Origin of the sequence: Micromonospora sp. NPDC050200, from assembly GCF_040656135.1 — a bacterium.
In the GTDB taxonomy this organism is placed as follows: Bacteria; Actinomycetota; Actinomycetes; order Mycobacteriales; family Micromonosporaceae; genus Micromonospora.
This window is the reverse complement of sequence record NZ_JBFALG010000029.1, coordinates 13,656-40,152: the sequence shown is the minus strand read 5'-3', so window position 1 is coordinate 40,152 and position 26,497 is coordinate 13,656. Positions and strand designations below refer to the sequence as shown.

General features: G+C 74.4%; 24 protein-coding genes. 5 read left to right on the top strand and 19 right to left on the bottom strand.

Translation table 11 applies throughout. The annotated features are described in order from the left end of the window. Positions 1–109 precede the first annotated feature (109 nt). The 8 genes from AB0I41_RS19970 to pepN form a co-directional block, all read right to left on the bottom strand. A complete protein-coding gene (locus AB0I41_RS19970) occupies positions 110–2,470 on the bottom strand; it encodes a ComEC/Rec2 family competence protein (protein ID WP_357109428.1) in 2,361 nt (786 codons plus the stop codon). Positions 2,471–2,550: 80 nt separating this feature from the next. Further along, complete coding sequence (locus tag AB0I41_RS19965) at positions 2,551–3,504, bottom strand: helix-hairpin-helix domain-containing protein (RefSeq protein ID WP_357109426.1); 954 nt, start codon at positions 3,502–3,504, stop codon at positions 2,551–2,553. Between the two features lie 137 nt (positions 3,505–3,641). Continuing rightward, on the bottom strand, positions 3,642–4,403 hold the full coding sequence (locus tag AB0I41_RS19960; protein ID WP_357109423.1) for an SDR family oxidoreductase: 762 nt from the start codon (positions 4,401–4,403) through the stop codon (positions 3,642–3,644). Between the two features lie 73 nt (positions 4,404–4,476). Continuing rightward, entirely contained in the window at positions 4,477–5,325 is an 849-nt protein-coding gene (locus AB0I41_RS19955) for a DegV family protein (RefSeq protein WP_357109420.1), read from the bottom strand. A gap of 48 nt (positions 5,326–5,373) precedes the next feature. Beyond that, on the bottom strand, positions 5,374–6,003 hold the full coding sequence (locus AB0I41_RS19950; protein WP_357109418.1) for a histidine phosphatase family protein: 630 nt from the start codon (positions 6,001–6,003) through the stop codon (positions 5,374–5,376). Beyond that, positions 6,000–6,410 carry a ribosome silencing factor gene (gene rsfS, locus AB0I41_RS19945; protein ID WP_238450564.1) on the bottom strand — a complete coding sequence of 137 codons (411 nt, stop codon included), beginning with the start codon at positions 6,408–6,410 and terminating at the stop codon, positions 6,000–6,002. Before rsfS ends, AB0I41_RS19950 begins: the two co-directional genes overlap by 4 nt. Before the next feature lie 110 nt (positions 6,411–6,520). Further along, complete coding sequence (gene nadD / locus AB0I41_RS19940; RefSeq protein ID WP_357109413.1) at positions 6,521–7,117, bottom strand: nicotinate-nucleotide adenylyltransferase; 597 nt, start codon at positions 7,115–7,117, stop codon at positions 6,521–6,523. A gap of 71 nt (positions 7,118–7,188) precedes the next feature. Next, complete coding sequence (gene pepN / locus AB0I41_RS19935) at positions 7,189–9,705, bottom strand: aminopeptidase N (protein WP_357109411.1); 2,517 nt, start codon at positions 9,703–9,705, stop codon at positions 7,189–7,191. Positions 9,706–9,771: 66 nt separating this feature from the next. On the opposite strand from pepN, the gene AB0I41_RS19930 reads away from it, so the two are divergent. Further along, on the top strand, positions 9,772–9,990 hold the full coding sequence (locus tag AB0I41_RS19930) for a DUF397 domain-containing protein (protein WP_357109408.1): 219 nt from the start codon (positions 9,772–9,774) through the stop codon (positions 9,988–9,990). 101 nt (positions 9,991–10,091) lie between these two features. On the opposite strand, the gene AB0I41_RS19925 is transcribed toward AB0I41_RS19930, so the two are convergent. Further along, positions 10,092–10,493 (bottom strand): hypothetical protein, encoded by a 402-nt coding sequence (locus AB0I41_RS19925; protein WP_357109405.1) that lies wholly within the window; start codon positions 10,491–10,493, stop codon positions 10,092–10,094. Between the two features lie 238 nt (positions 10,494–10,731). On the opposite strand from AB0I41_RS19925, the gene AB0I41_RS19920 reads away from it, so the two are divergent. Beyond that, positions 10,732–11,979, top strand: coding sequence for a cytochrome P450 (locus tag AB0I41_RS19920; protein WP_357109403.1), 1,248 nt, complete (start codon positions 10,732–10,734; stop codon positions 11,977–11,979). A 77-nt stretch (positions 11,980–12,056) separates the two neighbouring features. On the opposite strand, the gene AB0I41_RS19915 is transcribed toward AB0I41_RS19920, so the two are convergent. Continuing rightward, positions 12,057–13,235, bottom strand: a complete 1,179-nt coding sequence (locus tag AB0I41_RS19915) for a zinc-dependent alcohol dehydrogenase (protein ID WP_357109401.1) — start codon at positions 13,233–13,235, stop codon at positions 12,057–12,059. Continuing rightward, complete coding sequence (locus AB0I41_RS19910) at positions 13,232–13,873, bottom strand: cyclase (RefSeq protein WP_357109398.1); 642 nt, start codon at positions 13,871–13,873, stop codon at positions 13,232–13,234. The genes AB0I41_RS19915 and AB0I41_RS19910 overlap by 4 nt, the downstream gene beginning before the upstream one ends. 581 nt (positions 13,874–14,454) lie before the next feature. Between AB0I41_RS19910 and AB0I41_RS19905 the strand changes: the two genes are divergently transcribed. Both AB0I41_RS19905 and AB0I41_RS19900 read left to right on the top strand, forming a co-directional pair. After that, positions 14,455–14,940 carry a DUF4383 domain-containing protein gene (locus AB0I41_RS19905; protein WP_357109567.1) on the top strand — a complete coding sequence of 162 codons (486 nt, stop codon included), beginning with the start codon at positions 14,455–14,457 and terminating at the stop codon, positions 14,938–14,940. A 170-nt stretch (positions 14,941–15,110) separates the two neighbouring features. Continuing rightward, complete coding sequence (locus tag AB0I41_RS19900) at positions 15,111–15,236, top strand: DUF6766 family protein (RefSeq protein WP_357109396.1); 126 nt, start codon at positions 15,111–15,113, stop codon at positions 15,234–15,236. 8 nt (positions 15,237–15,244) lie between these two features. On the opposite strand, the gene AB0I41_RS19895 is transcribed toward AB0I41_RS19900, so the two are convergent. The 8 genes from AB0I41_RS19895 to AB0I41_RS19860 all read right to left on the bottom strand — a co-directional run bounded on the left by AB0I41_RS19895 (position 15,245) and on the right by AB0I41_RS19860 (position 24,708). Next, a complete protein-coding gene (locus AB0I41_RS19895; protein ID WP_357109394.1) occupies positions 15,245–15,694 on the bottom strand; it encodes a GNAT family N-acetyltransferase in 450 nt (149 codons plus the stop codon). 70 nt (positions 15,695–15,764) lie between these two features. Then, positions 15,765–17,237 (bottom strand): GTPase ObgE, encoded by a 1,473-nt coding sequence (gene obgE, locus AB0I41_RS19890; protein WP_357109392.1) that lies wholly within the window; start codon positions 17,235–17,237, stop codon positions 15,765–15,767. Positions 17,238–17,327: 90 nt separating this feature from the next. Further along, complete coding sequence (gene rpmA, locus AB0I41_RS19885; RefSeq protein WP_013288010.1) at positions 17,328–17,582, bottom strand: 50S ribosomal protein L27; 255 nt, start codon at positions 17,580–17,582, stop codon at positions 17,328–17,330. An 11-nt stretch (positions 17,583–17,593) separates the two neighbouring features. Next, entirely contained in the window at positions 17,594–17,908 is a 315-nt protein-coding gene (gene rplU, locus AB0I41_RS19880) for a 50S ribosomal protein L21 (protein WP_088975625.1), read from the bottom strand. A 167-nt stretch (positions 17,909–18,075) separates the two neighbouring features. Continuing rightward, a complete protein-coding gene (locus AB0I41_RS19875; RefSeq protein ID WP_357109389.1) occupies positions 18,076–18,561 on the bottom strand; it encodes a hypothetical protein in 486 nt (161 codons plus the stop codon). Positions 18,562–18,680: 119 nt separating this feature from the next. Further along, on the bottom strand, positions 18,681–21,698 hold the full coding sequence (locus AB0I41_RS19870; RefSeq protein WP_357109386.1) for an Rne/Rng family ribonuclease: 3,018 nt from the start codon (positions 21,696–21,698) through the stop codon (positions 18,681–18,683). A 132-nt stretch (positions 21,699–21,830) separates the two neighbouring features. Beyond that, positions 21,831–22,550: a TIGR03936 family radical SAM-associated protein gene (locus tag AB0I41_RS19865; RefSeq protein WP_357109565.1), complete on the bottom strand. Its 720-nt coding sequence runs from the start codon at positions 22,548–22,550 to the stop codon at positions 21,831–21,833. A gap of 172 nt (positions 22,551–22,722) precedes the next feature. After that, on the bottom strand, positions 22,723–24,708 hold the full coding sequence (locus AB0I41_RS19860; RefSeq protein ID WP_357109383.1) for a TIGR03960 family B12-binding radical SAM protein: 1,986 nt from the start codon (positions 24,706–24,708) through the stop codon (positions 22,723–22,725). A gap of 190 nt (positions 24,709–24,898) precedes the next feature. On the opposite strand from AB0I41_RS19860, the gene AB0I41_RS19855 reads away from it, so the two are divergent. Further along, on the top strand, positions 24,899–26,401 hold the full coding sequence (locus AB0I41_RS19855; protein ID WP_357109380.1) for a hypothetical protein: 1,503 nt from the start codon (positions 24,899–24,901) through the stop codon (positions 26,399–26,401). Positions 26,402–26,497: the final 96 nt, after the last annotated feature.

The window sequence follows — 26,497 nt, the reverse complement described above, 5'->3', positions numbered from 1 at the left end:
ATCGGCGGCTGTGACGGCAGAGCCCGCACTCAGCGCAAATCCAGACATTTACGTCGATTGCCGGGCTCACCCCAACAATGCGACCCGATCCAGCGACCACCGAGCCCGTTCAGCGGCGCCCCGGTGCGATGCCCCGCGTCACCACCGCCAGGCCGTGCCGGCCCGCCACCACCGCCACGTCCCCGTCCGTGTCGGTACGCAGCACCCGGACGCCACCCCGGGCCAGCCCGGCCAGCATCGACGGGCTGGGGTGCCCGTAGTCGTTGTCGACGCCGACCTCGACCACCGCGACGGCGGGCCGGACCGCGTCGAGGAAGGCCGGATCCTGGTACGCGCTGCCGTGGTGGGCGACCTTGAGCACCTCGGCGCGCAGGGCGTCGGGCGGCACCCGGTCCAGCAGGGCGCGCTGCTCCTCGGTCTCGGCGTCCCCGGCGAGCAGGATGCGCACCCCGGCCACGGTGGCGCGCAGCACCAGGGAGTTGTTGTTCGGGTCGGACCGGGTGCCGTGCAGCGCGTACGGCGGACCGAGCGCGACCAGCTCCACTCCGCCCGCCCGGTACGACCAGCCCGCCGGGGCGGCCCGGGGTACGACGGCACCGGCTGCGGCGGTGGCGACCAGGTCCCGCCCGGCCGCCGGCTCGGCGAGCCCCGGGGTACGCACCTCGGCCACCCGCCGGCCCCGGAAGACCCCGGCGACGCCGCCCACGTGGTCGGCGTGGAAGTGGCTCACCACCAGCAGCGACACCTCCCGTACGCCGAGCCGGCGCAGGCAGCCGTCCACGGCGGACGGTTCCGGGCCGGCGTCGACCACCACGGCGCGACCGGCCGCCACCGGCAGCACCAGGGCGTCACCCTGACCCACCGCGCAGCCGACGACCACCCAGCCGGCCGGCGGCCACCCGCTGGCGAGGATCCGGACCGGGAGGGTGCCCAGGATCACCGCGGCGGTGCCGACCGCCACCAGCCGACGCACCACCGGCCGCCGGATGGCGAGCAACAGCGCCACCGTCAGCCCGGCCAGCAGCAGGGCGCCCGGCACCCCACCGGGCCAGGGCAACGTGCCGGCCGGCAACCGGGCGCCGACCCGGGCCACGGTCACCAGCCACCAGGCCGGCCAGCTCGCCAGCCAGGCGGCGAACTCCGCGCCGGCCGGCCAGACCGGGGACACGACAGCGGCCAGCACGCCGAGCACCGTGGCCGGCGCGATGGCCGGCACCACCAGCAGGTTCGCCGGCACCGCGACCAGACTCACCGTGCCGGAGATGCCGGCCACCACCGGCCCGCAGGCGAGCTGCGCCGCCGCCGGGACCGCCAGCGCCTCGGCCAGCCCCGCCGGTACGCCCCGCCGGCGCAGCGCGTCCCGCCACCTCGGCGCCAGCAGCAGCAACCCACCGGTGGCCAGCACGGAGAGCGCGAAGCCGGCGTCCCCGGCCAGGTCCGGGTCGACCAGGACCAGGACACCCACCGCGGCGCTCAGCGCGGGCAGTGCCGCGCGGGGCCGCCCGGCGGCCAGCGCCGCCAGCCCGATCGCCCCCATGGTCGCGGCGCGAACCACACTCGGCGACGGGCGGACCAGGATCACGAAGCCGACCAGGGCCAGCCCGCAGAGCACCGCCGCCGCCCCCGGGCCGGCCCGCGCCCAGCGGATCAGGAGCAGCACCGCCCCGACCACGATGGCCACGTTGGAGCCGGAGACCGCGTTCAGGTGCGTCATTCCGGTGGCCTGGAAGTCCTCCTCCACGGTGGCCGGCAGCCGGCTCGTGTCCCCCACGACCAGCCCGGGGAGCAGGCCACCCTGCTCGTCGGGGAGCGGGGCGCAGGCCCGTTGCAGGCCGGCGCGGAGCGTACCGGCGGCACGCTGGAGCCACGGCGGTGGCCCGTGCGCCACCGGCGGGCCCGGCACGATCAGCACCGCGGCGGTCAGGTCGCCGCCGCGCGGCGCGGTCAGCCGCCCCTCGGCGGTGAGCCGCTGCCCCGGCAGCCGCCCCCGCCAGGCCGGGTCGGTGGCCAGCACCAGCACCCGCACCGGGGCGCTCACCCGCCGGCCGTCGGGGCCGGTGAGGCGGGTCAGCTCGGCGGCCACCAGCAGGGTCGCCCGACCGGGAACGCCGCGGATCGGGCGGGGATCGTCGCGGACCACCAGCTCGGCGGTGACCCGGACCCGCTCGTCGACCAGCGCACGCAGCGGGGCGGCGTCGCGGACGTGCAGCCGGGCGGCGGTGACGCTGGCGCCGCAGACCACCCCGATCAGCACCGCGACGGCGATCCAGCCGTACCGGCGGGCGGCCCCGGCGGGACGGCCGAGCACGCCGAGCAGGTGGACGGCGACCAGGGCGGCGAGACCGGCGGCGGTGGCGGCCAGCAGCGCCGCCGCCGGAGCGGTGAGGTGCAGGCAGGCCAACGCGGCGAGCCACGCCGCCACCGCCAGACCGGCGAGCCGCAGGTCCGGTAGATCACCGGCCGCTTCCACGCCGGGGGCCGACCCACCACCCTGGTGCGGTCCGGCTGCGGCCCCAGCGGCACGATCCGAGGTGCCGCCGACCGTCGGCTTCACACCGTCACCAGATCCTTGAGCTGCTCGTAGCGGGCGTCGCCGATGCCGTCGACCTGTCGCAGGTCGCCGACCGAGCGGAACCCGCCGTGCTGGTCACGGTGGGTCAGGATCCGCTGGGCGAGCACCGGCCCGACGCCGGGCAGCCCGTCGAGCTGCGCCAGCGTCGCGGTGTTGAGGTTGACCAGGCCGCCCGGGGCGGGCGCAGTACCGGCGGCCGGTGGCGCGGCGGCGCCGGGCTGGCCGGGCGGCGCGGCGACCCCGACCAGGATCAGTTCCCCGTCGGCCACCTTGCGGGCCGGGTTGAGCAGCGCCACATCCACGCCGGGGAGGGCACCGCCGGCGGCCTGCACCGCGTCGGCGACCCGCGCGCCGGCCGGCACCCGGACCAGGCCGGGGCGGCGTACCTTGCCAGCCACCGCGACGACCAGCTCGCCGGAGGGGGTCACGGTCGCCTCGGCAGCGGTGGACGGGTCGGACGCGGCCACCGGCGACACCGGGCGGACCGGTTCGGCCTGCGGCCGTGACCGCCAGGCCCAGAAGCCCGCCCCGAGCACCACGACCACCGCGACGGCCGCCAGCGCCCGTACGCCGCGGCGACCCGGATCGAAGGCGCCAGGCCCGGGCAACCGCGACGCCGGGGCGACGGAAGGAGGGTCCTCGCCGGGTACCGGCCCGTCGTCGACCTCCCCGACAGACGCCCAGGGGGTGTCGGTCACCGCACCGGAATGTCGCCGTGCTCCGGGCCGGGACGGCGGCATGGCCGGATCGGCGAACGCGCCGGCTCGGAAACCAGGAGCCGCATCGGAAGACGGCCCGGACCGGGACGCTGCAGCCAGGCCGGCGTGTCCTGGCGGGGTCGGCGGGAGACGCGATGCCCCGTCCTCCGACGGCGTCGCCCCGACCAGCCGGAACAGCCGCTGCCGCACCATCGTCTCCTCGTCGTGTGACACGACGCGAGGCTAGGGAGGGTGGGGCGGAAACAACCGGCCGACGGTCACCGCCTGTGGACGACGCAGCGCCCTGTGGACAAGTGCCTGATCATGCGCCGCCGTGCTATGTCGAGCCCGTGCAATGGCGAGCCGGCGGATCAGCTGGCCTCCGGGTCGAGGCCGAGCACCGCCCGGCCCCCGTCGACCGGCAGGGTCACCCCGTTCACGAAGGTCGCCGAGAGCAGGTACGCCACGGCGTCCGCCACCTCGTCGACGCGGCCGGTCCGGCCGACCGGATGCAACCGGGTCAGCTCCGCCTCGATCCACTCCGCCTCGGCGGGCTCCCGCCCGGCCAGGAACGCCGTGTGCCGCTCGGTGTGGATCGAGCCGAGCGCGACGGCGTTCGTGCGCACTCCCCGGGGTCCGTACTCCACGGCCAGCGCCCGGGTCAGCCCCTCGACCGCCGCCTTCGCGGTGGCGTACGGCAGGCAGCCCGGCACCGGCCGGCGGGCCTGGTGGGACGAGACGTTGACGATCGCGCCTCCGGTGCCGGCGGCGAGGAACCGGCGCACCGCCGTCGCCGCCCCGACCACAGCCGGGCGCAGGTTGAGCCCGATGAGTTCCCACACCTCGGCCACCGGCGTCGAGTGCACCGAGGCGTCCCGGAACACCGCCGCGTTGTTGACCCAGCCGGCCAGCGGCGCGGCCCGCTCGGCCAGATCGGCGGCGTGCCCGGCGACCCGTTCGTCCGCCGCGTCGCCGACCACGGATTCCAGCCGGTCGGCGGCGGGGTGCGCCGGCACCCAGGCCACCGCGTCCGGGTCCCGCTCGACCACCACCACCGTGCCGCCGGTGTCGAGCAGCCGTTCCGTCACGGCGCGGCCGATCCCCCGTCCACCGCCGGTCACCACGTACGACATGCCACTCCCCCGTCCACCGCACGCCCTCGCCCGGTCGAGGCGGGAGCAGCCCCCGTGACCTCAGGGTGCCGGATCAGGGCCGGCGGTGCACGACCACGCTGGCCAGGCCCGGCCCGGCGTGGGCGGCGACCACCGCGCCCGCCTCGGAGACGTACGTGTCGTGCAGCCGGTCGCCGAACCGCTCGGTGAGCGCCTCGAGAAGCTGCTGGGCCCGCTGCGGCGCGGCGAGGTGGTGCACCCCGAGGTCCACCTGGGCGTCGCCGGCCGCCTCGACGGCCAGGTCGACCAGGCGGGCCACGCCCCGGCTGGCGGTGCGCACCTTGTCCCTGACCACGATCGCCCCGTCCGGCATGTGCATGATCGGCTTCACCGAGAGGGCGGTGCCGAGCAGCGCCTCGGCCGCGTTGATCCGGCCGCCCCGGCGGAGGAACTCCAGCGTGTCGACGTAGAAGTAGATGGTGGTCCGGTCGACGGCGTCCCGGGCCGCCTGCCGTACCCCGGAAAGGTCGGCGCCGGCCTCGGCGGCCGCGGCGGCGGCGAGCACCGGGAAGCCCAGGCCCATGCCGGTCGAGCGGCTGTCGACCACCTCGACCCGGTCGCCCAGCTCGGCGGCGGCCAGCCGGGCCGCCTCGACGGTGCCGGAGAGCTCCGCCGACAGGTGCACCGACACCACGCCGTCCGCGCCGCCGTCCAGCAGTTCCCGGTACGTCCGCGCGAACTGCTCGGGGGCCGGGCGGGAGGTGCTGACGGTGACCCGCCGGCCGCCGAGCACGCGGGTGGCGTCGGCGGGGAAGGTCTCCACCCCCTCCAACCCTTCCGCCCCGTTGAGCACGACGGTCAGCGGCACCACGGTCAGCCGGTGCGCCTGCACCAGTTCGGGGGAAAGGTAGGCGGTGGAGTCGGTGACGACCGCGACGGGCATGACCGGCACGCTAGCCGATGCCGCGGCCGGATGCCCGGGCCGGATGGCTCAGACCGGCTCGCCGGGTGCCGGTCGGGTGATCAGCCCGACATTGTGGGCGCGCAGGTGCCAGCCCCGGACGTCGTCGTGGCGCAGCTCGGTCCAGTGGCAGTTCTGCAGGGAGCCCACGGTCCGCAGCACCGCGTGGTCCCAGCCGAGCAGGTAGCCACAGCCCTGCCGGGCCCCGCCCCCGTGGGTGGCGACCACGACGGTGCCACCGGGGACGAGATCGGCGGCGTCCTGGAAGGCAGCGCCGACCCGCTTGCCCAGGTCGTCGAGAGTCTCGATCTCGGCGCCCGGGTCCGGGTCGCCGGCCCGCCAGCGCGCGTACTCCTCGGGGAAGCGGGCGGCGACGTCGGTGAGGGCCAGCCCCTGCCAGCGGCCGAAGTAGCGCTCGCGCAGTCGGGCGTCGGTACGTACCGGCAGCCCGGTGACCGCGGCGAGGGCGGCGGCGGTGTCCGCGGCGCGGCTGAGATCGCTGGCCACGATGGCGTCCGGACGCAGGGCCGCGAGCAGCGGCGCGGCCTCGCGCGCCTGCTCGCGGCCCAGGTCGTTCAGCGCCACGTCGGTCTGACCCTGGACCCGGCTGGCGGCGTTCCAGTCGGTGTTGCCGTGCCGCCAGACGATCAGGCGGGTCATTCCGCGCTGGAGGTGCCGGCGGAGGCGTCCGCCTCGACCAGGTCCCGGTCCACGAACGGGATCTGGGGGCAGTCCTTCCAGAGCCGGTCGAGGGCGTAGAACTCGCGTTCCTCGGTGTGCTGCACGTGCACCACGATGTCGACGTAGTCGAGCAGCACCCAGCGGCCGCCCCGCTCACCCTCGCGCCGGACCGGCTTGGCCTTCTCCGGCAGCTCGAGCAGGCGCTCCTCGATGGCGTCGACGATGGCCAGCACCTGACGCTCGTTGGGTGCCGCGGCGAGGACGAACGCGTCGGTGATGGCGAGCTGGTCGCCCACGTCGATGATGACGATGTCCTGCGCCTTCTTGTCGGCCGCGGCCTGGGCGGCGGCCATCGCCAGCTCATGAGCGCGTTCGGAAACTGTCACCGTTCTCCTTCGATCAACCGTACGACCCTCCAAGGATGTCACACCCGGCGGCGCGACGACTTGTCAGTTCTGGTCGATTACCCGGACAGACGCTCATATACCCGGCGGATTCACTGCTGGTAGAGCCGGCGTTTCGCGATGTACTGCACCACACCGTCGGGCATCAGGTACCAGACCGGCTCCCCCCGGGCCACCCGGGCCCGGCAGTCGGTGGAGGAGATCGCCATCGCCGGGACCTGGACCAGGCTCACCGTGTCGGCGGGCAGGTGCTTGTCGGTGAGCTCGAACCCGGGGCGGGTCACCCCGATGAAGTGGGCCAGCTCGAAGATCTCGTCCAGGTCCTTCCAGGAGAGGATCTTCTCCAGCGCGTCGGCGCCGGTGATGAAGTACAGCTGCACCTTCGGGCCGTACTCGGCGTGCAGGTCGCGCAGGGTGTCGACGGTGTAGGTGGGGCCACCGCGGTCGATGTCCACCCGGCTCACCTGGAAGCGCGGGTTGGAGGCGGTGGCGATCACCGTCATGAGGTAGCGGTCCTCGGCGGGGCTGACCGGCTCGTCCGCCTTCTGCCACGGCTGGCCGGTCGGGACGAAGACCACCTCGTCCAGGCCGAACCGGTCGGCCACCTCGCTGGCCGCCACCAGGTGCCCGTGGTGGATCGGGTCGAAGGTGCCGCCCATGATCCCGATCCGCCGGATGTCTTCCTCCACCCGATGATCGTAGGCCGGGGACGGCCGGCGGCCCGTCGGGGCCGCCGGACCGTCCCAGCCTCCGATCCGACTCAGGCGGACGCGGCGGCCACCGCCGTCCGGGCGACCAGCGCGCGGCGCAGGTCGTCGTCCAGGTCGGTGACCCAGCGACGCAGCCCGGGCGTGAGGTCGTCGCGGGCCAGCAGCGCCGCGGCCAGCTCCCGGGTGGGCTGCGCCACGGCGTAGCGGGGGAACGCCAGGGTGGTCACCCGGTCGGCCGTCCAGGCGGTACGCAGCCGCGCGGCGGCCGGCATGTCGGCGAAGTACCGCTCAACGTACGGCGCGGTCAGCTCGGCCTGCTCGGGCTGCCAGAAGCCCTCGGCGGCCGCCTCCACCAGGCGGTTGGACAGTTCGGTGCTGCTGGTCACGATCTCCCAGGCAGCCCGCTTGGCGGCGGCGTCCGGCAGCGCCGCCCGGCAGCACGCGGCCCGCTCCGCCCCGGTGGCGCTGCGGTCGGCGGCCGCCTCGGCGGCGATCTCCGGCTCGCCGGCCGCGCCCAGCACCACCAGCCGTAGCAGCAGCGCCCAGCGCAGGTCGGTGTCCACCGCCAGCCCCTCCGGCACCCCGTCACCGGCCAGCCAGCCGCGCAGCAGCGCGGTGTCGGTGGTGGCGGCGATCAGGCCCCGGGCCGCGGCGAGCTGCAACGAGCCGCCGGCCGGTGCCCCGGTGAGCAGCGCGGCGCACGCCCCGGCGACCCGCAGCAGCGCGGCGTCGCGGGCCAGCGGGTCGAGGTAGCGGTCGATCAGGCCGCGGCTCAGGGTGAGCACGTCCTCAGCGATGATCACCTCGGTCTCGGCGGGCAGCGCCGCCGCGATCAGCGAGACCACTGCGGCCAGCGGGCGCTCCCCGTCCCGGGCCGCGTCCAGCGCCTCACCCCAGAGCAGCGCCCGGGCCAGCGGGTCGTCCAGGCCCGGCAGCACCATCGGCACCGCGGCCGCGGAGGCCGGGTCGAGACGGATCTTGGCAAAGGTCAGGTCGCCGTCGTTGGGCAGCAGCAGACCGGTGGCCGGCTCGCCGATCAGCTCGGTCAGCTCGGTGCGGCCCTTGTCGGCGTCCGGGTCGAGGTCCACCTCGATGCGGCGCACCGTGCCGTCGGTGGCGTACCGGCCCACGCCGATCCGGTGCGGACGCAGCACGGGGTGGGCGTCCGGGGCGGTCTGCACCACGGCCGCGTCGACCCAGCGGCCGTCGGCGTCCACCGCCGTCTCCATCCGCAGCGTGTTGACCTGGGGCCGGCGCAGCCAGCGCTCCGCCCAGTCGGCGAGGTCCCGACCGCCCGCGGTGCTGAGGCTGCTCAGCAGGTCGGCCAGGGTGGCGTTGCCGAACCGGTGGGCGGCGAAGTGGGCGTTGAGGCCGGCCAGGAAGGCCTCGTCGCCGAGCCAGGCGACCAACTGCCGCAGCACGCTGGCACCCTTGGCGTACGAGATGCCGTCGAAGTTGAGCAGGGCCTGGGCGGCATCGGCGACCTCCTCCGGGGCCACCGGATGGGTGGAGGGACGCTGGTCGGCGGTGTAGCCCCAGGCCTTGCGGCGCATCGCGAAGGTCGTCCAGGCCTGGTCGAAGCGGGTCGCCTCGGCGGTCACCCGGGTGCCCAGGTACTCCGCGAAGGACTCGTTCAGCCAGAGGTCGTCCCACCAGCGCATGGTGACCAGATCGCCGAACCACATGTGCGCCATCTCGTGGGCGATGGTGGTGGCCCGCAGCTCACGCTGGGTGTCGGTGACCGCCGACCGGAAGATGTAGTCGTCGCGGAGGGTGACCAGGCCGGGGTTCTCCATCGCGCCGGCGTTGAACTCCGGCACGAACGCCTGGTCGTACTTGCCGAACGGGTAGCGCTCGGCGAAGAGCTGGTGGAATCGGTCGAGGCACTGCCTGGTGACGGTGAGGATCTCGTCGATGTCGGCGTCCAGGTGCGCGGCGAGGGAGCGGCGGCAGTAGACGCCGAGCGGGATGCCGTCGTGCTCGGCGCGCCGCACGTGCCAGGGGCCGGCGATCAGCGAGACGAAGTACGTGGCCAGCGGCGCGGTCGGGGCGAACTCCCAGCGCCCCGGGCGGGGGTTGACGGCGAGCTGCCCGTTGGCGGCGACCGTCCACTCCGGCGGCGCGCTGACCGACAGGGTCACCGGCGCCTTCAGGTCGGGCTGGTCGAAGGCGGCGAAGAGGCGCTGCACGTCGTCCAGGAACGACATCGCGTAGAGGTAGGTCTCGCCGTCGGCGGGGTCGACGAAGCGGTGCATCCCCTCGCCGGTGTTCGAGTACGCCATCGCGGCGGTGACGGTGAGCGTGTTCTCCCCGGCCAGCCCGGTCAACGGCAGCCGGTTGTCGTCCAGCGAGTCCGGGTCGAGGTCCCGGTCGTTGAGGCGTACCCCCAGCAGTCGCGCGGGTTTGACCTCGACGAAGGTCTCGGCTCCGGGGGTGGCCCGGAACCGGATGGTGGCGGTGGAGTGGAACCGCTCGTCGCCACCGGTCAGGTCGAGGTCCACCTGGTAGGACTCGACGGTGATCAGCGCGCGACGCGCGGTCGCCTCTACACGGGTCAGGCTCGGCATCCGCTTATCCTGCCCGACGGGGAACCGGACGGGTTCCCCCTGACGCGTGGTGATGGAGGACGAACAATGGGTCAGCACCCCAAGGGCGATTTCGACCAGTCCCGGGCGGTCTGGCAGCGGGCCGAGGGGGACACCTCCGACAGCGCGGTCGAGGTGGCCTTCGTCGACGACCTGATCGGCATGCGCAACTCCGCCGAGCCGGACGGGCCGGTGCTGGTCTTCACCCAGGCCGAGTGGGACGCCTTCGTCGCCGGCGCGCAGGACGGCGAGTTCGACCTCGACTGAACGCCGCGCCACGAGACGGGCCACGACCCGTCGACTCCGGGCCGGCGGTCCGGCGGTGTCACCTCCACCGTGGCACCGCCGGGTCGCCGGCCCGAAGCGCGTCACCCGTCGCCCTCGCCCCAGCCCAGGCCACCGGGGCCGGGGGCGTGGTGGAAGCCGGGGTGGCCCGCCACGTCGGCGCAGCGCTCGCCGTCCGGCCCCGACGCGCCGCAGAAGAGCCGCTCGGCCCGGTGCCAGGCGTCGGCCGGCGAGAGGGCGGCCGCGCCGAGCGCCAACTCCGGGCGGAGCAGGCTCAACGCCTCGGCGTACGCGACGGCGAGGTCGCGGGCCTGCTCCGGCCCGTCCGCCTCGAAGCCGAGGTGGGCGGTGAACCGCCGGGGCGGCCGGGGTGCCCGCCGGGCGGGGCCGATCAGCGGCCCGCCGTCCGCGCCGCCGGGCCGGGCGCTTCCGAACGCCTCGACCACCCGCCGCTGCCGCCAGTACGGCGGCCTGCTGTCCCGCATCGGCCCTCCCCGTCGTCACGCCGGCTGCACACCCGTGGCCGGCCCGGTGACGAGCCAACCAGGTTTCCGGCGTCCTGGGAGGGGCCAGCGGAGGGCTCGCCAACTGGCCCACACCCCCGGGGCGCGCCCGCCCCACCGTCCGGCCGGCGACCCCGGCGGGATTCGGCGGGACCTGCCTGGGTAGATGCCAATGGCCGACCGGTGCGGCCGGCCGCGTCACCCGCGTCAGGAGAGCCCGATGGCCACCACCCCCGTCGACCGCAGCCCGGAGAGCACGCTGGCGTTCCTCCGCGAGGGTTACCGGTACATCGGCTCCCGCTGCGACCGCTACGACAGCGACGTCTTCCAGACGCGGCTGCTGCTGGAACCGACGATCTGCCTACGCGGCCGGCCGGCGGCGGTGCTCTTCTACGACCCGGATCGGTTCCAGCGCGAGGGCGCGATGCCCAAGCGGGGCCAGCGGACGCTGACCGGCCGGGGCGGCGTGCAGGGGCTGGACGGGCCGTCGCACACCGACCGCAAGGGCATGTTCCTGTCGATCATGACGCCGAACGCGGTCCGGCAGCTCGGGCAGCTCTTCGCCGACGAGTGGCGGGCCCGCGTCCCCGCCTGGGAGGGGTCCGGCCCGGTGGTCCTCTACGACGAGGTCGGCCGGATGCTGACCCGGGCGGTCTGCGCCTGGGCGGGCGTCCCGCTGGCCACCGGCGAGGTCGCCCGGCGGACCGACGAGCTGCACGCGATGATCGACGGGCTGGTGGCGCTCGGGCCCCGGCACTGGCGCGGGCTGCTCGGCCGCCGCCGCGGCGAACGCTGGGCCGGCGACGTGGTGGAGCGGGCCCGGATCGGCACGCTGCCCGCGCCGGAGGGCAGCCCGCTGCGGGCGATCGCCGAACACCGGGACGCCCGGGGCCGGTTGCTGCCCCGCCGGATCGCCGCGGTGGAGCTGCTCAACGTGCTGCGCCCCACCGTCGCCGTCGACCGGTACGTGGTCTTCGCCGCCCTGGCCCTGCACGACCACCCCGCCTGGCGGGAGCGGGTCCGGGCCGGCGACGAGGCCGTCGAGTGCTTCGTGCAGGAGGTCCGCCGCTATTACCCGTTCTTCCCGGTGGCCGCCGCCCGGGTCCGGCGCTCGTTCGACTGGCAGGGCCACCACTTCCCGCGCGGCCGGCGGGTGCTGCTCGACCTGTACGGCACCAACCACCACCCCGACCTGTGGCCGGAGCCGGAGCGCTTCCGGCCGGAGCGCTTCGTCGGCTGGCGCGACGACCCGTACGGCTTCGTGCCGCAGGGCGGCGGCGAGCACCTGGGCGGGCACCGCTGCGCCGGCGAGTGGATCACCATCGAGCTGATGAAGCGCGCGGTCACCCTGCTGACCAGCGCGATGCGGTACGAGGTACCGCCGCAGAACCTGGCGCTGGACCTGAGCCGCATGCCGACGCTGCCGCCGAGCGGCTTCGTCATCGACGACGTCCGCCACGCCGACTGAGCCCCGGCCGGCGCTCAGTCGGCCACCGCCAGCTTCTGGCAGCTGTGGAAGACGTCCGGCTCCTCGCGCCCCGCCGGTCAGGCCGTCGCCGGGTGCAGGACACTGCGCAGGCAGGCGTCCTGCTTCTTCTCGAAGATCTCGTAGCCGCGCACGCCCTCTTCCAGCGACATCGGGTGGGTGGCCAGGTAGCCGGGGTCGATCTCGCCGGCGGCGAGGCGGTCCAGCAGCATCGGGATGTAGCGCTGGGCGTGCATCTGCCCCATCCGCAGCACCAGGGCCTTGTTCATCGCCGCGCCGAGCGGGAACTTGTCGACCAGCCCGCCGTAGACGCCGACGATGCTCACCGTGCCGCCCTTGCGGCAGGCCATGATCGCCTGACGAACCGAGGTGGGGCGGTCGGTGCTCAGCCGGGCGTTCTGCTTCGCCTTGTCGTACGCGTACCCCGGGCCGACGTCGTGCGCCTCCATACCGACCGCCTCGATGCAGGCGTCCGGCCCCCGGCCGGCGGTCATCTCCCGCAGCGCCTCCAGCACGTCGGTCTCGGCGTAGTTGATCGTCTCCACCCCGAGTCGGTCGGCGGCCGTGGCGAGCCGCTCCGGCAGCCGGTCGATGACGATGACCCGCTCGGCGCCGAGCAGCTGGGCGGCGCGGGCGGCCAGCTGACCCACCCCGCCGGCGCCCCAGACCGCCACCACCTCGCCGCCGGAGAGCCCGCAGAAGTCGGCGGCCATCCAGCCGGTGGGCATCGCGTCGGAGGCGAAGACCACGACGTCGTCGGGCACCCCGGCGGGGACCTTGAACGCGCCGACGTCACCGAACGGCACCCGGATGTACTCGGCGTGGCTGCCGGAGTAGCCGCCGGAGGCGTGCGAATAGCCGAGGATGCCGGCCGGCGAGTGGCCCCACAGCTTCTCCGGGACGACCGGCTGCGGGTTGGAGTTGTCGCAGAGCGAGAACTGCTCGGTACGGCAGTACCAGCAGCCGCCGCAGGCCACCACCGAGCCGACCACCACCCGGTCGCCGACGCGCAGCCGCCGCACGCCCGGCCCGGTCTCCACCACCTCGCCCATGAACTCGTGGCCGAGGATGTCCCCCTCCCGCGTCGCCGGCAGGAACCCGTTGATCAGGTGCAGGTCGGAGCCGCAGACGCTGCTGGCCCGGACCTTGACGATGACGTCCCCCTCGGCCCGGACGCGCGGCTCGGGCACGTCCCGTACCGCCAGCTTGCCGACCCCCTCCCAGCACAGCGCCCTCACGCCCGTCCTCCCGTCATCAGCCGCTCGCGGACCTTGTCGGTCGCCTCCTCCTGGGCCGACGTGCGCCCGGAGGGGTCGTGCCGGGTGTCGATCATCTGGCCGCTCTCGATCAACGACTTGATCCGCCGCAGCGCGTCCCGCAGCGCCAGGTCGGGTTCGTCGCCCCGGGCCAGGCCCAGCAGCCGGCCCAGCGGCCCGCCGGCGCGGTAGCGCAGCTCGGCCCGGATCTCGGTGCCGCGGTCCTGCGGCGCGGGGGTCAGGTCCACGTGCCCCTGCTGTGGCACGGGGCCGTCGGTGACCCGCCAGCTGAGCCGGCCCGGGCCGTCGACGGCGATCTCGGCCCGCCACTCGGTGCCGCCGCCGGCGGGGTCGCTGGCGACGCAGCGCCACCTGTTCTCGCCGAGCTGTTCCAGGGTGGCCCACTCGGCCAGGGCCCGGTCCAGCCGTTCCCGGTCGGTCCAGAAGCCGATCACGGCGTCCATCGGCCGGTCCACGGTGATCCCGCGGCGCACCACGTACCAGCCGCCCTGCCGTTCGGGCTGGTGACGGCGCCGCCGCCGGGCCACCAGCCGGCCGACCCCGACGGCGGCCACCGTGGTGGCACCGAGCAGCGCCCACCTCGTTCCGTTGCTGGTCATCACGTCTCCTCCGCCGGGGCGCCCGGGGATGGCCGCCCGCATCCCGGTGCGCTACCCGGCGTGAACCGGTCGAAACGCCCGGTTCGGCCGGCCGATCCGCGGGCCTGCCCGAACCACCACCAGCAGGGGAGCCGTCGATGTCTCTTCGCCCGGGCAGGACCATCCGCAGCGCGCCGCCCGTGGTGGCGCCGGGCCGACCCCACGCCGGCCGGGCGCCGTCGGAGGCCGCCGGCACCCGCCCGCTCCGGCTTCCCGTCGAGTACGTCCTGCCGTTGCGCTGGTCCGACGACGCCGGCCTGGCCGAGCTGACCGGGTACCTGCGGTCGATCGCCGCGCTGGTCGACGTGACCGTGGTGGACGACTCCCCGCCGGAGGTCTTCGCCTGGCACGCCGCCGCCCGGCGCGGCGCCGTCCGGCAGGTGGCCCCCGACCCGGCGGTACCCGGCGTCAACGACAAGGTTCACGGCGTGCTCACCGGACCCATGCCTGATTCGCCATTTCTCCGCACTCCGCGTCCGGACGATTACAGAATGGAGGATCGTCCGGCTGTGACCGGCAGCCGCTCCGTGGAGGTGACATCGATGGCACGTGGCGGGCACGGACGTGGCGCGGCCGGGCCGAGACCCCGGATCCAGCTGGTCGCACTGGCGGTGTCCGTGATCTTCCTGGTGATCGGCGTGCTCGGCTTCGTCCCGGGCGTCACCACCGGGTACGGCGACATGACCTTCGCCGGTCACCACTCGGGCGCGAAGCTGTTCGGCCTGTTCCAGGTGTCGATCCTGCACAACGCGCTGCACCTGCTCTTCGGCCTGCTCGGGCTGGTGCTGGCCCGCGGGGTCGGCGGCGCCCGGCTGTTCGTGGCCGGCGGCGGCGCCGCCTACCTGGGACTGTGGCTGTACGGCTTCGCGATCGACGGGGCGGCCGGGGCGATCAACTTCATCCCGCTCAACGACGCCGACAACTGGCTGCACCTGGGGCTCGGCTTCGGCATGCTCGTCCTCGGCCTGCTGCTCTCCAAAGACGCCGGCACCGGCGGCCGGCTGGACACCCCGGCCGACCGGCCCTGAGCCACGCCGCCCGGAGCACCCGGCGGATCCGAGTTTGATCGCTCTCGGAACCGGGCACCGGACACCGCGTCAGGCGGAGGGCGAGGAGGTCGGGATGCCACGGTGGATCCGGAACAACGCGCTCAGCATCGCCATGCTGGGCGCCTTTCTCGTCTTCCTGGTTCCAGTCCATGCAGAACTGGCAGAGCGAATTCCTGGCCGTCGGCGCGCTGATCCTGCTGAGCGTCGTCCTGCGCCAGCACGCGTCCCCGGAGTCCAAGCCGGTCACCGTGGCGCACGCCGAGACCGGCGCCTGACGCATGCCTCAGGCGGCCACCGGCAGGCGCCTGGCGAAGCAGACGCTGTACGGGTTGTCGACGTACTCGCCGTAGACCGGGATCGGCTCGTAGCCGCAGGAGGTGTAGAGCCCGATCGCCGCCGGCAGGTACACGCCGGTCTCCAGGCAGACCACCGAGTGCCCCCGCTGGAAGGCCAACTCCTCCAGCGCGGTCAGCAACTGCCGGGCGATGCCCCGGCCCCGGTACGCGGGGCGGACGTACATCCGCTTCAGCTCGCCGGTGGCGGCGTCCAGCGACTGGATCCCCCCGCAGGCCACCGCCCGACCGTTGACGACCACCGCGAGGTAGCGGATGTCGTCGTGCGTGACGGTGACCTGCCCGTCCAGTCCGCCGTCGGACGCGCGCAGCTCACGCTGCTGGGCGACGACGAGGGCGTCGATCTCCGGGTCGCTGGAAGGACGGGACTCGATCAGCATCCGCCCACGCTATGCCGGCGCGATTTCACGGAGGTTTCCGGCGAACGACCCGGACAGGGACATTGCCGAGCTATTCGGCGTCGTCGTCCAGGTCGTCGGAGAGGTCCGCGTCCAGGCCACCGGCCTCCACCTCGTCGTCCGGGCGCTGCCGGCGCGCCTTGCGGGCGGCCAGCCGCTCGGCCGCCCGGACCCGGGTCGACGTCGCCTCCAGCCGCACGTCGGTGCCCCGGTTGCCCGGGACGAAGTCCACGCCGGCGTAGAGGGTGGGCTGCCAGTCGAATTCCCGCTCGCCGATGCGCACCAGGTCACCCGGGTCGGCGCCGGCCTTGGCCAGCTTCTCCTCGACGCCGAGGCGGGCGAGCCGGTCGGCGAGGAAGCCGATGGCCTCGTCGTTGTCGAAGTTCGTCTGCCGGACCCAGCGCTCGGGCCGCACGCCGCGCACCGTGAAGGAGCCGTCCTCCTCCGCCTCGATGGTGAAGCCGGCGTCGTCCACCGCCTTCGGGCGGATGACGATCCGGGTCGGCTCGGCCGGCGGGGCCGCCTGGCGGCTCTGCTCGACCAGCTCGGCCATCGCGTACGTCAGCTCCTTGAGCCCCTCACGGGTGGCCGCGGAGACCTCGAAGACCCGGAAGCCGCGCGCCTCCAGGTCCGGCCGGACGATGTCGGCCAGGTCACGCCCGTCCGGCACGTCGACCTTGTTGAGCGCGACCAGCCGGGGCCGGTCGGCGAGACCGCCGTACTCGGACAGTTCGGCCTCGATGGTGTCGATGTCGGCGAGCGGGTCGCGGCCCGGCTCCAACGTCGCGGTGTCGACCACGTGCACCAGCACGGCGCAGCGCTCGACGTGGCGGAGGAACTCCAGCCCCAGCCCCTTGCCGGTGGCCGCCCCAGGGATCAGGCCGGGCACGTCGGCGACGGTGAAGGTGTGGTTGTCGACCCGGACCACGCCCAGGTTGGGCACCAGGGTGGTGAACGGGTAGTCGGCGATCTTCGGCTTGGCGGCGGAGATCACCGAGATCAGCGACGACTTGCCGGCGGACGGGAAGCCCACCAGGCCGACGTCGGCGACGCTCTTGAGCTCCAGCACCACGTCCAGCCGGTCGCCGGGCTCGCCCAGCTCGGCGAAGCCGGGGGCCTTGCGCCGGGCGTTGGCCAGCGACGCGTTGCCGCGCCCGCCGCGCCCGCCCCGGGCCGCCTCGAAGGTGGTGCCCGCGCCGACCAGGTCGGCCAGGACGGTGCCGTCGGGGGTCTGCACCACGGTGCCGTTCGGCACCTTGATCACCAGGTCGTGGCCGTTGGCGCCGTCCCGGTTCGAGCCGGCGCCGCCCTTGCCGTTCTCGGCCTTGAGATGCGGGCGGAAGTGGAAGTCCAGCAGCGTGGTCACCTGCGGGTCGACCACCAGTGAGACGGTGCCGCCGTGCCCGCCGTTGCCGCCGTCCGGGCCGCCGAAGGGCTTGAACTTCTCCCGGTGGATCGAGACACAGCCGTGCCCGCCGTCGCCGGCCTGCATGTGCAGGACGACCCGGTCAACGAACGTCGTCACGACGCCAATCCTTCCAGCGAGGTCCGCCCCCGCCTGCGAAAAGACGAAGCGGGCCGGGACACGAGGTCCGCGGCCCGCAACGCCTGCGTATTACTGCTGCGGCACGATGCTGACGGTCTTACGACCGCGCTTGGTGCCGAACTGGACCGAGCCGGCGGCCAGCGCGAAGAGCGTGTCGTCGCCACCACGGCCGACCAGGTCACCGGGGTGGAACTTGGTGCCCCGCTGACGGATGAGGATCTCACCCGCGCTGACCACCTGACCACCGAAGCGCTTCACGCCGAGTCGCTGGGCCGCGGAGTCACGGCCGTTGCGCGAGCTGGACGCACCCTTTTTGTGAGCCATCTGAGGACGACCTACTTCCCGCTGGAGATGCCGGTCACCTTGACCTGGGTCAGCGGCTGGCGGTGACCCTGGCGCTTGTGGTAGCCGGTCTTGTTCTTGAACTTGTGGATCCGGATCTTCGGGCCCTTGGTGTGCGCGGCGATCTCGCCGGACACCGCGACCTTGGCGAGCTTCGCCGCGTCGGTCACCAGGTCGTCACCGTCGACGAGGAGCACCGCGGTGAGCTTCACCGCGTCGCCGGGGGCACCGACGAGCTTCTCGACCTCGATCACGTCGCCCTCGGCGACCTTGTACTGCTTGCCGCCGGTCTTGACGATCGCGTACATCGGAGGCGGACTCCCTGTCGTTGAGGCTGCTGGCTGGTCATTCCCACGGCGACTCGCCAGGTAGCAGTGACACCGGCGGCGCGGGCACGCGGGAACTCGGCACACCAAAGTGCGCCGCAGGCAAGCGTACGCCATGCACCGGCCGACACTCAAACCGGGCCCGCCGGTCAGCGGCCGCAGAGCTGGTCGAGGCGCTGCTGGAGGCGGTCGAGCTCGGTCTCGTCGATCGACTCGACGTCGGCGCCGAGCGAGCCGACCTCGGTCGCCAGCTCGGTGAGCAGGATCTTCAGCTGCGGGTCGGTGGCCCGGGCGGACTGCTCGCGCAGCGCCGACCGCCAGGTGGTCAACGCCGACTCCGCCCGCTTGCGGGCGGTTTCCGCCCCGCTGCTGTCGTTCGCGCCGACCGCGGCGATCATCTTGCCCAGTTCCTCGACGTACGTCCGGACGGCCGCCGAGGAGGCCTGCTCTGCCTCGGCGCACACCTGCGGCCCGTTGCCCCCCGCCGGGGCGACGCTGACCGGGGCGGACGGCAGGACGGTCGGGCCGGCGGGCGCGCCGGAGGTGGCCGGGGCGGCCTCGTCGGACCGGTCGCCGGAGCAGCCGGAGCCGGTCAGCAGGACGGCGGTCAGGGTGACGGCGAGCAGGCGGCGCATTGATCTCTCCTAGCCGGGGGGACCGATCGTAGCCGGGGCCGGAGAACGCGGCAGGGCCCCTCCCGCCGGCACTGTTGCCGGGGAAGGGGCCCCGCGAAACGTCGGGCTGGTTCAGCCGGTCACGGGCGGGTACGCCGCCGGGGACCGCCCCGCCGGGACCGGCGCCGGCCGGTGCCGCCCTCGCCGCTCTCCTCCTCGGTGTCGGCGTCGCCCAGCGCGTCCGGGTCGTCCGCCCCGGCCAGGCGGGCCGACTCGCCCTCCAGACTGTCGGCGACCGCCGGCGCGGCCGGCGTCTCCGTCTCGTACCGGGACAGGTCGTAGCCCATGGTGTCGTGGTAGTCGGGCTCGGTCGGGGCGCCGGTGTCGCTGTCCTCGGTCGTCTCCACCACCGTGCGCTCCGGCGCGGCGGCGGCCTTGCGGGAACGCCGCCGCGACAGCCCGCCGGTCTGCTCGGTCACCGGGGCGGGGCCGGCCACCGAGGAGGCGACCGCCTTGACCTTCTCCCCGGCGCCGCCGCCGGAACGCGGCTTCTCCGGCACCGGCTCGGTGTGGATGATCAGGCCGCGGCCCTTGCAGCACTCGCAGGTCTCGCTGAACGCCTCCAGCAGACCCGCGCCGATCCGCTTGCGGGTCATCTGCACCAGGCCGAGCGAGGTGATCTCGGTGACCTGGTGCTTGGTCCGGTCCCGGCCCAGGCACTCGGTCAGCCGGCGCAGCACCAGCTCGCGGTTCGACTCCAGCACCATGTCGATGAAGTCGATCACCACGATGCCGCCGAGGTCGCGCAGCCGGAGCTGGCGCACGATCTCCTCGGCCGCCTCCAGGTTGTTGCGGGTGACCGTCTCCTCCAGGTTGCCCCCGGAGCCGGTGTACTTGCCGGTGTTGACGTCGATGACCGTCATCGCCTCGGTGCGGTCGATGACCAGCGACCCGCCGGAGGGGAGGAAGACCTTCCGGTCCAGCCCCTTGATGATCTGCTCGTCGATCCGGTACTCGGCGAAGACGTCGGTGGTGCCGACGTGCCGGCGCAGCCGGGCCACCAGGTCGGGCGAGACGTGCGACAGGTACGACTCGACCACGTCGTACGACTGCTCGCCCTCGATGACCAGCTCGCGGAAGTCCTCGTTGAACAGGTCCCGGACGACCCGGATGACCAGGTCCGGCTCCTCGTAGAGCAGTACCGGGGAGCCGCCCTCGGCCGCCTTGGCCTGGATGTCCTCCCACTGCGCCTGCAGCCGCTTGACGTCGCGGGCCAGTTCGTCCTCGCTGGCTCCCTCGGCGGCCGTCCGGACGATCACGCCGGCGCCGTCCGGCACCAGCTTCTTGAGCACGTCCCGCAGCCGCTTGCGCTCGGTGTCCGGCAGCTTGCGGCTGATGCCGGAGGCGTTGCCGTTGGGCACGTAGACCAGGTGCCGGCCGGAGAGCGCGATGTGACTGGTCAGCCGGGCGCCCTTGTGCCCGATCGGGTCCTTGGTCACCTGCACCAGCACCGAGTCGCCGGAGCGCAGCGCCTGCTCGATCGAGCGGGCCCGCCCCTCCAGGCCGGTGGTGTCCCAGTTGACCTCGCCGGCATACAGCACGGCGTTGCGGCCGCGCCCGACGTCGACGAACGCCGCCTCCATGCTGGGCAGGACGTTCTGCACCTTGCCGAGGTAGACGTTGCCGGCCATGGTGCCGGAGGAGTTGCGGGTGACGTAGTGCTCGACCAGCACGCCGTCCTCCAGGACCGCGATCTGGGTACGGTCGCCGCGCTGGCGTACCGCCATCACCCGGTCGACCGCCTCCCGGCGGGCCAGGAACTCCGACTCGCTGAGGATCGGCGGCCGGGTACGGCGCTGCTCACGGCCGTCCCGGCGGCGCTGGCGCTTGGCCTCCAGCCGGGTCGAACCGGAGACGCCCTGCACCTCGTCGACGGCCTTGCGCGGCTCGCGGATCTTGACCACGGTGGGCACGCCGTCGTCGGCGCCCCCCTCGACGTCCCCGGCGCCCCGGCGGCGCCGGCGGCGCCGGCGGCGGGTCAGCCCGTCGCCCTCGCCCTCCTCGTCCTCGGGCTCCTCGGCCTCGGCCTCCTCAGCCTCGGCCTCGACGGCCTCCTCGGCCTCCTCCTCGTCGCTGTCCTCGGCGCCGCCCTTGCCGCGACCGCGACCCCGACGACCACGACGACGCCGACGGCGGGCCGCCGCGGTCTCGTCCTCGTCCTCGTCCTCGGTCTCGGTCTCGACGGCCTCCTCGGCCTCGCCGGTGGGCTCCTCCTCGACCTCGGGCACCTCGGCCGGCTCGGCCTCGCGGCGACCCCGGCGGCGTCGGCGACCGGTCTCGGCCGGTTCCTCGACGGTCTCCTCGGCTGCCGGGCCGGGCTCGACCACGCGGACGGCCGGCAGTTCCTCGGGCAGCGGGGCCATGAAGAGCACGGTGGGCGCGGAGAGCGCGGCCCGCCGGCGACGGCTACGCGGCTCCGGCGCGGCCTCCGCCGGCTGCTCGCCGCCGGGCACCGCGACACCGGGCGGGACCTCGCCGGCCCGGCTCTCGGCGCCGGACGCGGCGACATTCGGCTCGGCGGTGCCCGGCTCGGCCCCGGCCGGCCCGGTGGCGGGCTCGGTGGCCTCCTCGTCGACCGCGGTGGGCTCGGTGGGCGCCGCCGCCTCGACGGCGGGCTCCTCCTCCTCGACCGGCTCGACGACCGGTGCCGCGCCCTCGGCCGGCTCGGCCGGGGTCTCGGCGGCCGGCTCGGCCACCGGGGCGGCGGCCTTCTTGCGCCGGGTGCGGGTGACCTTCACCGGCGGTACGACCTCCGCGGAGTGCTCCTCCGCGCCGGTGGCCACCACCGGCTCCTCGGCCGCCTTGGCGGGCGTCGCCTTGCGCCGGCGACGGGTGGTCTTCGGCGCGGTGTCCAGTTCACCGGCGACCGGGGTGACCACCTCGGCCTGGTGCGCCTCGTCGGTGGCGGAGGCGGCGGTCGCGGACGCCTCCGCGGGGGCCTCGACCTGCTCCGGCTGGTTCAGCGGGGCCACCTTGCGTCGGGTGGTACGCCGACGCTTCGGCGCGGCCTCGGTGGCGCTGTCGGTGGTGGCGTCGGCGGTCTCGCCGGTCGGCTGTGAGCCGGTCCGTTCGCCGCCCTCGGGCTCGTTCTCGAGCATGGACGTTCTCCAGTTCTGGCCGCCCCGGGCGCGGGTGAGCGCTGCCACGCAGGGTTGCCGCAAAAGTGTTTCCGCCGGGCGCGCGAGGTGCGCGACCGCCGAAGTCTGCCTGCCTAGAGCACTGACCGTCGGTCAGTGCCCACCGATGGTTGCCCCGTCGCGGTCCGCGTCCAACGGATCCACGATCGCGCCCTGCGCGGTCACCGTGCCCTGCGCCAGCCGGATCACCCTTGGCGAGACCGGCGGCTCCAGGTCGGCCACCACGCGGAGGCCGGAAAGGACGTCATCGGGCCGTACGGACGGGGTGACCTGCCGCACGACCAGTTCGAGTATCGCACACGACACGCCCGGTGCCCCGGAAGGCGTCTGCACGGGCGACACCACATCGATGCGCATGACGGCGGCGCGGGCGTCGAAGGTGCGCCGACCCTGTTTGGTCATCCGCTCGACCTGGATCTCGTCGGCGGCGGTGAAGGCGGCGACGGCGCGTTCCAGCACGGCCGGCTCGACCTCGGGCAGCTCGATGCGCCAGTGCGAGGCCTCGATCCGGTCGGCCAGGCTGCCGCTCGCGGCGACCACCGCGTCGAGCACGTCCAGCCCCGGGGAGAGCGCCGCGTCCAACGCGGCGCGCAGCTGCTCCGGGTCGACCGGCTCGCGCAGGCCGATCTCGAGGTACTCCGCCTCGCTGGCGACGCCGGTGGGGGCGGCGCTCGCGTAGGAGATCTTGGGGTGCGGGGTGAAGCCCTGGGAGAAGGCGATCGGGACGCCGGCCCGGCGCAGCGCGCGCTCGAAGGCCCGGGCGAAGTCCCGGTGCGAGGTGAACCGGAGCGGTCCGCGCTTGGCGTACCGGATCCGGACGCGCTGGACGACCGGCGCCTGCCCGCCCTCCGGCTGTGGTTTCCTGCTGATCGTCGTGCTCCTCGGTGTCAGGACCGGTCGGTCATGAAGGTGTCGCGGACTGCCCGTGACGATAACTTCATGATCGCCGGGGCGGGGCGGGCGGCGCGCCCACCCCGCGGGACGGTCACTGCTGTACGCCGGTGGGGACCTTCAGGCCGTTGACCGGGGTGAGCGGGAGCAACTTCCTGCCGGTCGGGCCGATCTGGATCTCGGTGTCCATCGACGGGCAGACGCCGCAGTCGAAGCAGGGGGTCCAGCGGCAGTCGTCCTGCTCGTACTCGGACAGCGAGTCCTGCCAGTCCTGCCAGAGCCAGTCCTTGTCCAGGCCCGAGTCGAGGTGGTCCCAGGGCAGGACCTCCAGCTCCTCGCGCTCCCGGGTGGTGTACCAGTCCAGGTCCACGCCGAAGGTCGGCAGCACCTCGGCGGCGGCGTCCACCCAACGCTGGTACGAGAAGTGCTCGCTCCAGCCGTCGAACCGGCCGCCGTTCTCCCAGACCCTGCGGATCACCGCGCCGACCCGCCGGTCACCGCGGCTGAGCAGGCCCTCGATCAGCGACGGCTCACCGTCGTGGTAGCGGTAGCCGATCGCCCGACCCAGCGAACGGTCCGAGTTGATCGCCTGCTTGAGCAGCCTGAGCCGGTGGTCGATCACCTCCGGCCGCGCCATCGCCGCCCACTGGAACGGGGTGTGCGGCTTCGGCACGAACCCGCCGATGGAGACCGTGCAGCGGATGTCCTTGGACCCGGTGGCGGCCCGGCCGGCCTTGATCACCTCGTGCGCCATGTCCGCGATCTCGAGGACGTCGGCGTCGGTCTCGGTGGGCAGGCCGCACATGAAGTAGAGCTTCACCTGCCGCCAGCCGTTGGTGTACGCGGTGACGACGGTGCGGATGAGGTCTTCCTTCGACACCATCTTGTTGATGACCTTGCGGATCCGCTCCGACCCGCCCTCCGGGGCGAAGGTCAGACCGGTGCGCCGGCCGTTGCGGGACAACTCCTGGGCCAGGTCGATGTTGAACGCGTCCACCCGGGTCGACGGCAGCGAGAGCGACACGTTGGTGCCCTCGTACTGCTGGGCCAGGCCGGAGCACATGTCGCCGATCTCGGAGTGGTCGGCCGACGACAGCGACAGCAGGCCGACCTCGTGGAAGCCGGAGAACTCCAGGCCATCGCGGACCATCTGGCCGACGGTGGTGATCGAGCGCTCCCGCACCGGACGGGTGATCATGCCGGCCTGGCAGAACCGGCAGCCCCGGGTGCAGCCGCGGAAGATCTCCACCGCGTACCGCTCGTGCACGGTCTCGGCCAGCGGCACCAGCGGCTTCTTCGGGTACGGCCAGGCGTCCAGGTCCATCGTCGTGCGCTTGTGCACCCGGAACGGCACGTCCGCCCGGTTCGGCACGACCCGCTGGATCCGGCCGTCGGGCAGGTAGTCCACGTCGTAGAAGCGCGGCACGTAGACGCTCTCGGTGCGGGCCAGCCGCAGCAGCAGCTCGTCCCGGCCGCCGGGCGAGCCCTCGGCCTTCCATTCCCGGACGATCGCGGTGATCTCCAGGACCGCCTCCTCGCCGTCGCCCAGCACGGCGGCGTCGACGAAGTCGGCGATCGGCTCCGGGTTGAACGCGGCGTGACCGCCGGCCACGATCACCGGGTCGACGTCGGTGCGGTCGGCGGCGAGCATCGGGATACCGGCCAGGTCGATCGCGGTGAGCAGGTTGGTGTAGCCCAGCTCGGTGGAGAAGGAGACGCCGAACACGTCGAAGTCGCGCACCGGGCGGTGCGCGTCGACGGTGAACTGCGGCACGCCGTGGGCGCGCATCAGCTTCTCCAGGTCCGGCCAGACCGCGTACGTGCGCTCGGCGAGCACGTCGGGCAGCTCGTTGAGCACCTCGTAGAGGATCTGCACGCCCTGGTTGGGCAGGCCCACCTCGTACGCGTCGGGGTACATCAGCGCCCAGCGCACGGTCGCCGCGTCCCAGTCCTTGACCACCGCGCCCAGCTCGCCACCGACGTACTGGATGGGCTTGGTCACCCGGGGCAGCAGCAGCTCCAGCCGGGGCCAGACGGAATTGGCCGCGGCGGGGCGCGGCGTCGTGGACGGGGCACTCATGATGCCCAAGGGTACGCGCCCGCCGGCCGGCCGCCGCGCCGCACCGCCCGCGGGCCCTGACCGGGGCGAACCGGACGGACCCGGACCGCCGGCGGTCAGGCGGGGCCCGCGGGGCGCCGGCGGTGGACGGGTTCGTCGGCGGTGGCATGCCGGTACTAACCTCGCAACCGGCGCGAGAGGAGATTGCGCGATGCCGCAGCCGCAGCCGGGAGCAGACCGGCCGGCCGACGGGAGCACCCCGGTCACCGACGTCGGCCAGGAGCCGGCGGTCGCCGGGGAGCCGGCCCTCTCTCCCGTACCCGACGAGGCCGGGCCCCGCACGGGCCCGGAGGGCACCCTTGAGCTGCCCACCGACCGGGCCGACGCCCCGGGCGAGCCGGAGCGGACGGCGGCGGAGCAGGTCGCCGCGCCCCCGGACGAGGCCACCGCGCCGACGTCGCCCGCCCCGCCCGCCGGTGGGGCGACGCCCGACGGGCCGGCGTCCGCCCCGGTCGACGCCGCCCCGGCCCCACGGCCTGACCTCGTCGACGACGCGCCGCCACCGACCCCGACCGACGCCGGGCCACCGCCCACCCGCGCGGACGTCGCGCCGCCGTCCATCCCGGCCGGCGAGGCGCCGCCACCCACCCGGGTCGACACCGGTCTGCCGGCGACGCCGCCGGAGCCGACCCGGGTCGAGTCGGAGCCGCCCGCGCCGAGATGGAGCGGTTCGGCGCCGGTTCCGCCCCCGCCGCAGCGCCGGCGCGCCTGGGGCGAGTCGGCGGAGCCGACCCCCGTTCCGCCCGCCCCGGTCGAACTGCCCGAGCACCGCACCCCGGTGGACCCGTGGGCGGGCGTGGACACCGGCTCCTGGGAGCTGGAACACCACCTCCCCGCGCTGCCGCCGACGCTGCCCTACCCGACGTCGCCGCCCACCCGGCCCTACGAGGCCGCGCCGCCGCCGACCCGCCCGTACCCGGCGCCGCCGGCCGCCGCGCACCCGGTGTCGCCGCCGCCGGTCGCTCCGCCCCGACCGGCCCCACCGCCCCCGCCGCCCGCGCCGGCCCGGCCGCCGAAGCAGCGCCAAGGCCGCCAGCCGAAGGCGGTCGCCCCGCCGCCGGGGTGGCAGGCCCCCCGCGGATACGTCCCGGTGCCGGTCCGGCGTCGCCGGCGCTGGCCCTGGGTGCTGCTGCTCAGCCTGCTCTGCTGCTGCGGCTGCCCGGCCTGGTTCGGCAAGCCGATGTGGGAGCAGTACCCGGCCGACGCCGCGCTGCCCGGCCAGGTGGCCGACCTGACGCTGCGGCAGGACGCCGGCAGCCAGGCGACCGCCAAGCGGCTCAAGGCCGAGGTACGCGCGGCGAACCTGCTCTCCGAGGACGTCTTCGCCGGCGTCTACGGCACCGGCGACGGCAAGCGGGTCACCGTGTTCGGCGGCACCGGCTTCCGGTTCAACCCGGAGTCCGACGCGGACGACGAGATGACCCGGCTGGCCGAGACCTACCGGCTCGACAACCCCCAGCCGGTGGAGACCGGCGTGCGCGGCCGGTACGAGCGGTGCGCCACGGGCCGGTCGGACGGCACCGACGTGGTGGTCTGCACCTCGGTGGACTACGGCAGCATCACCACCGCCGTCTTCACCCGGCTCTCCGTCGACGACAGCGCCCGCCTGCTGGGCACCCTTCGGGAACAGATCGTCACGCCGGCGCAGTCCTGAGGTCCACCGAGGGTTTCTCGCCGTTCGGTTCCCGGGCAACCGCCCGCCCGTGCACAGTCGGGACCTGTCCCGGGGCGCGAGCCAGCGGGCCGCGGG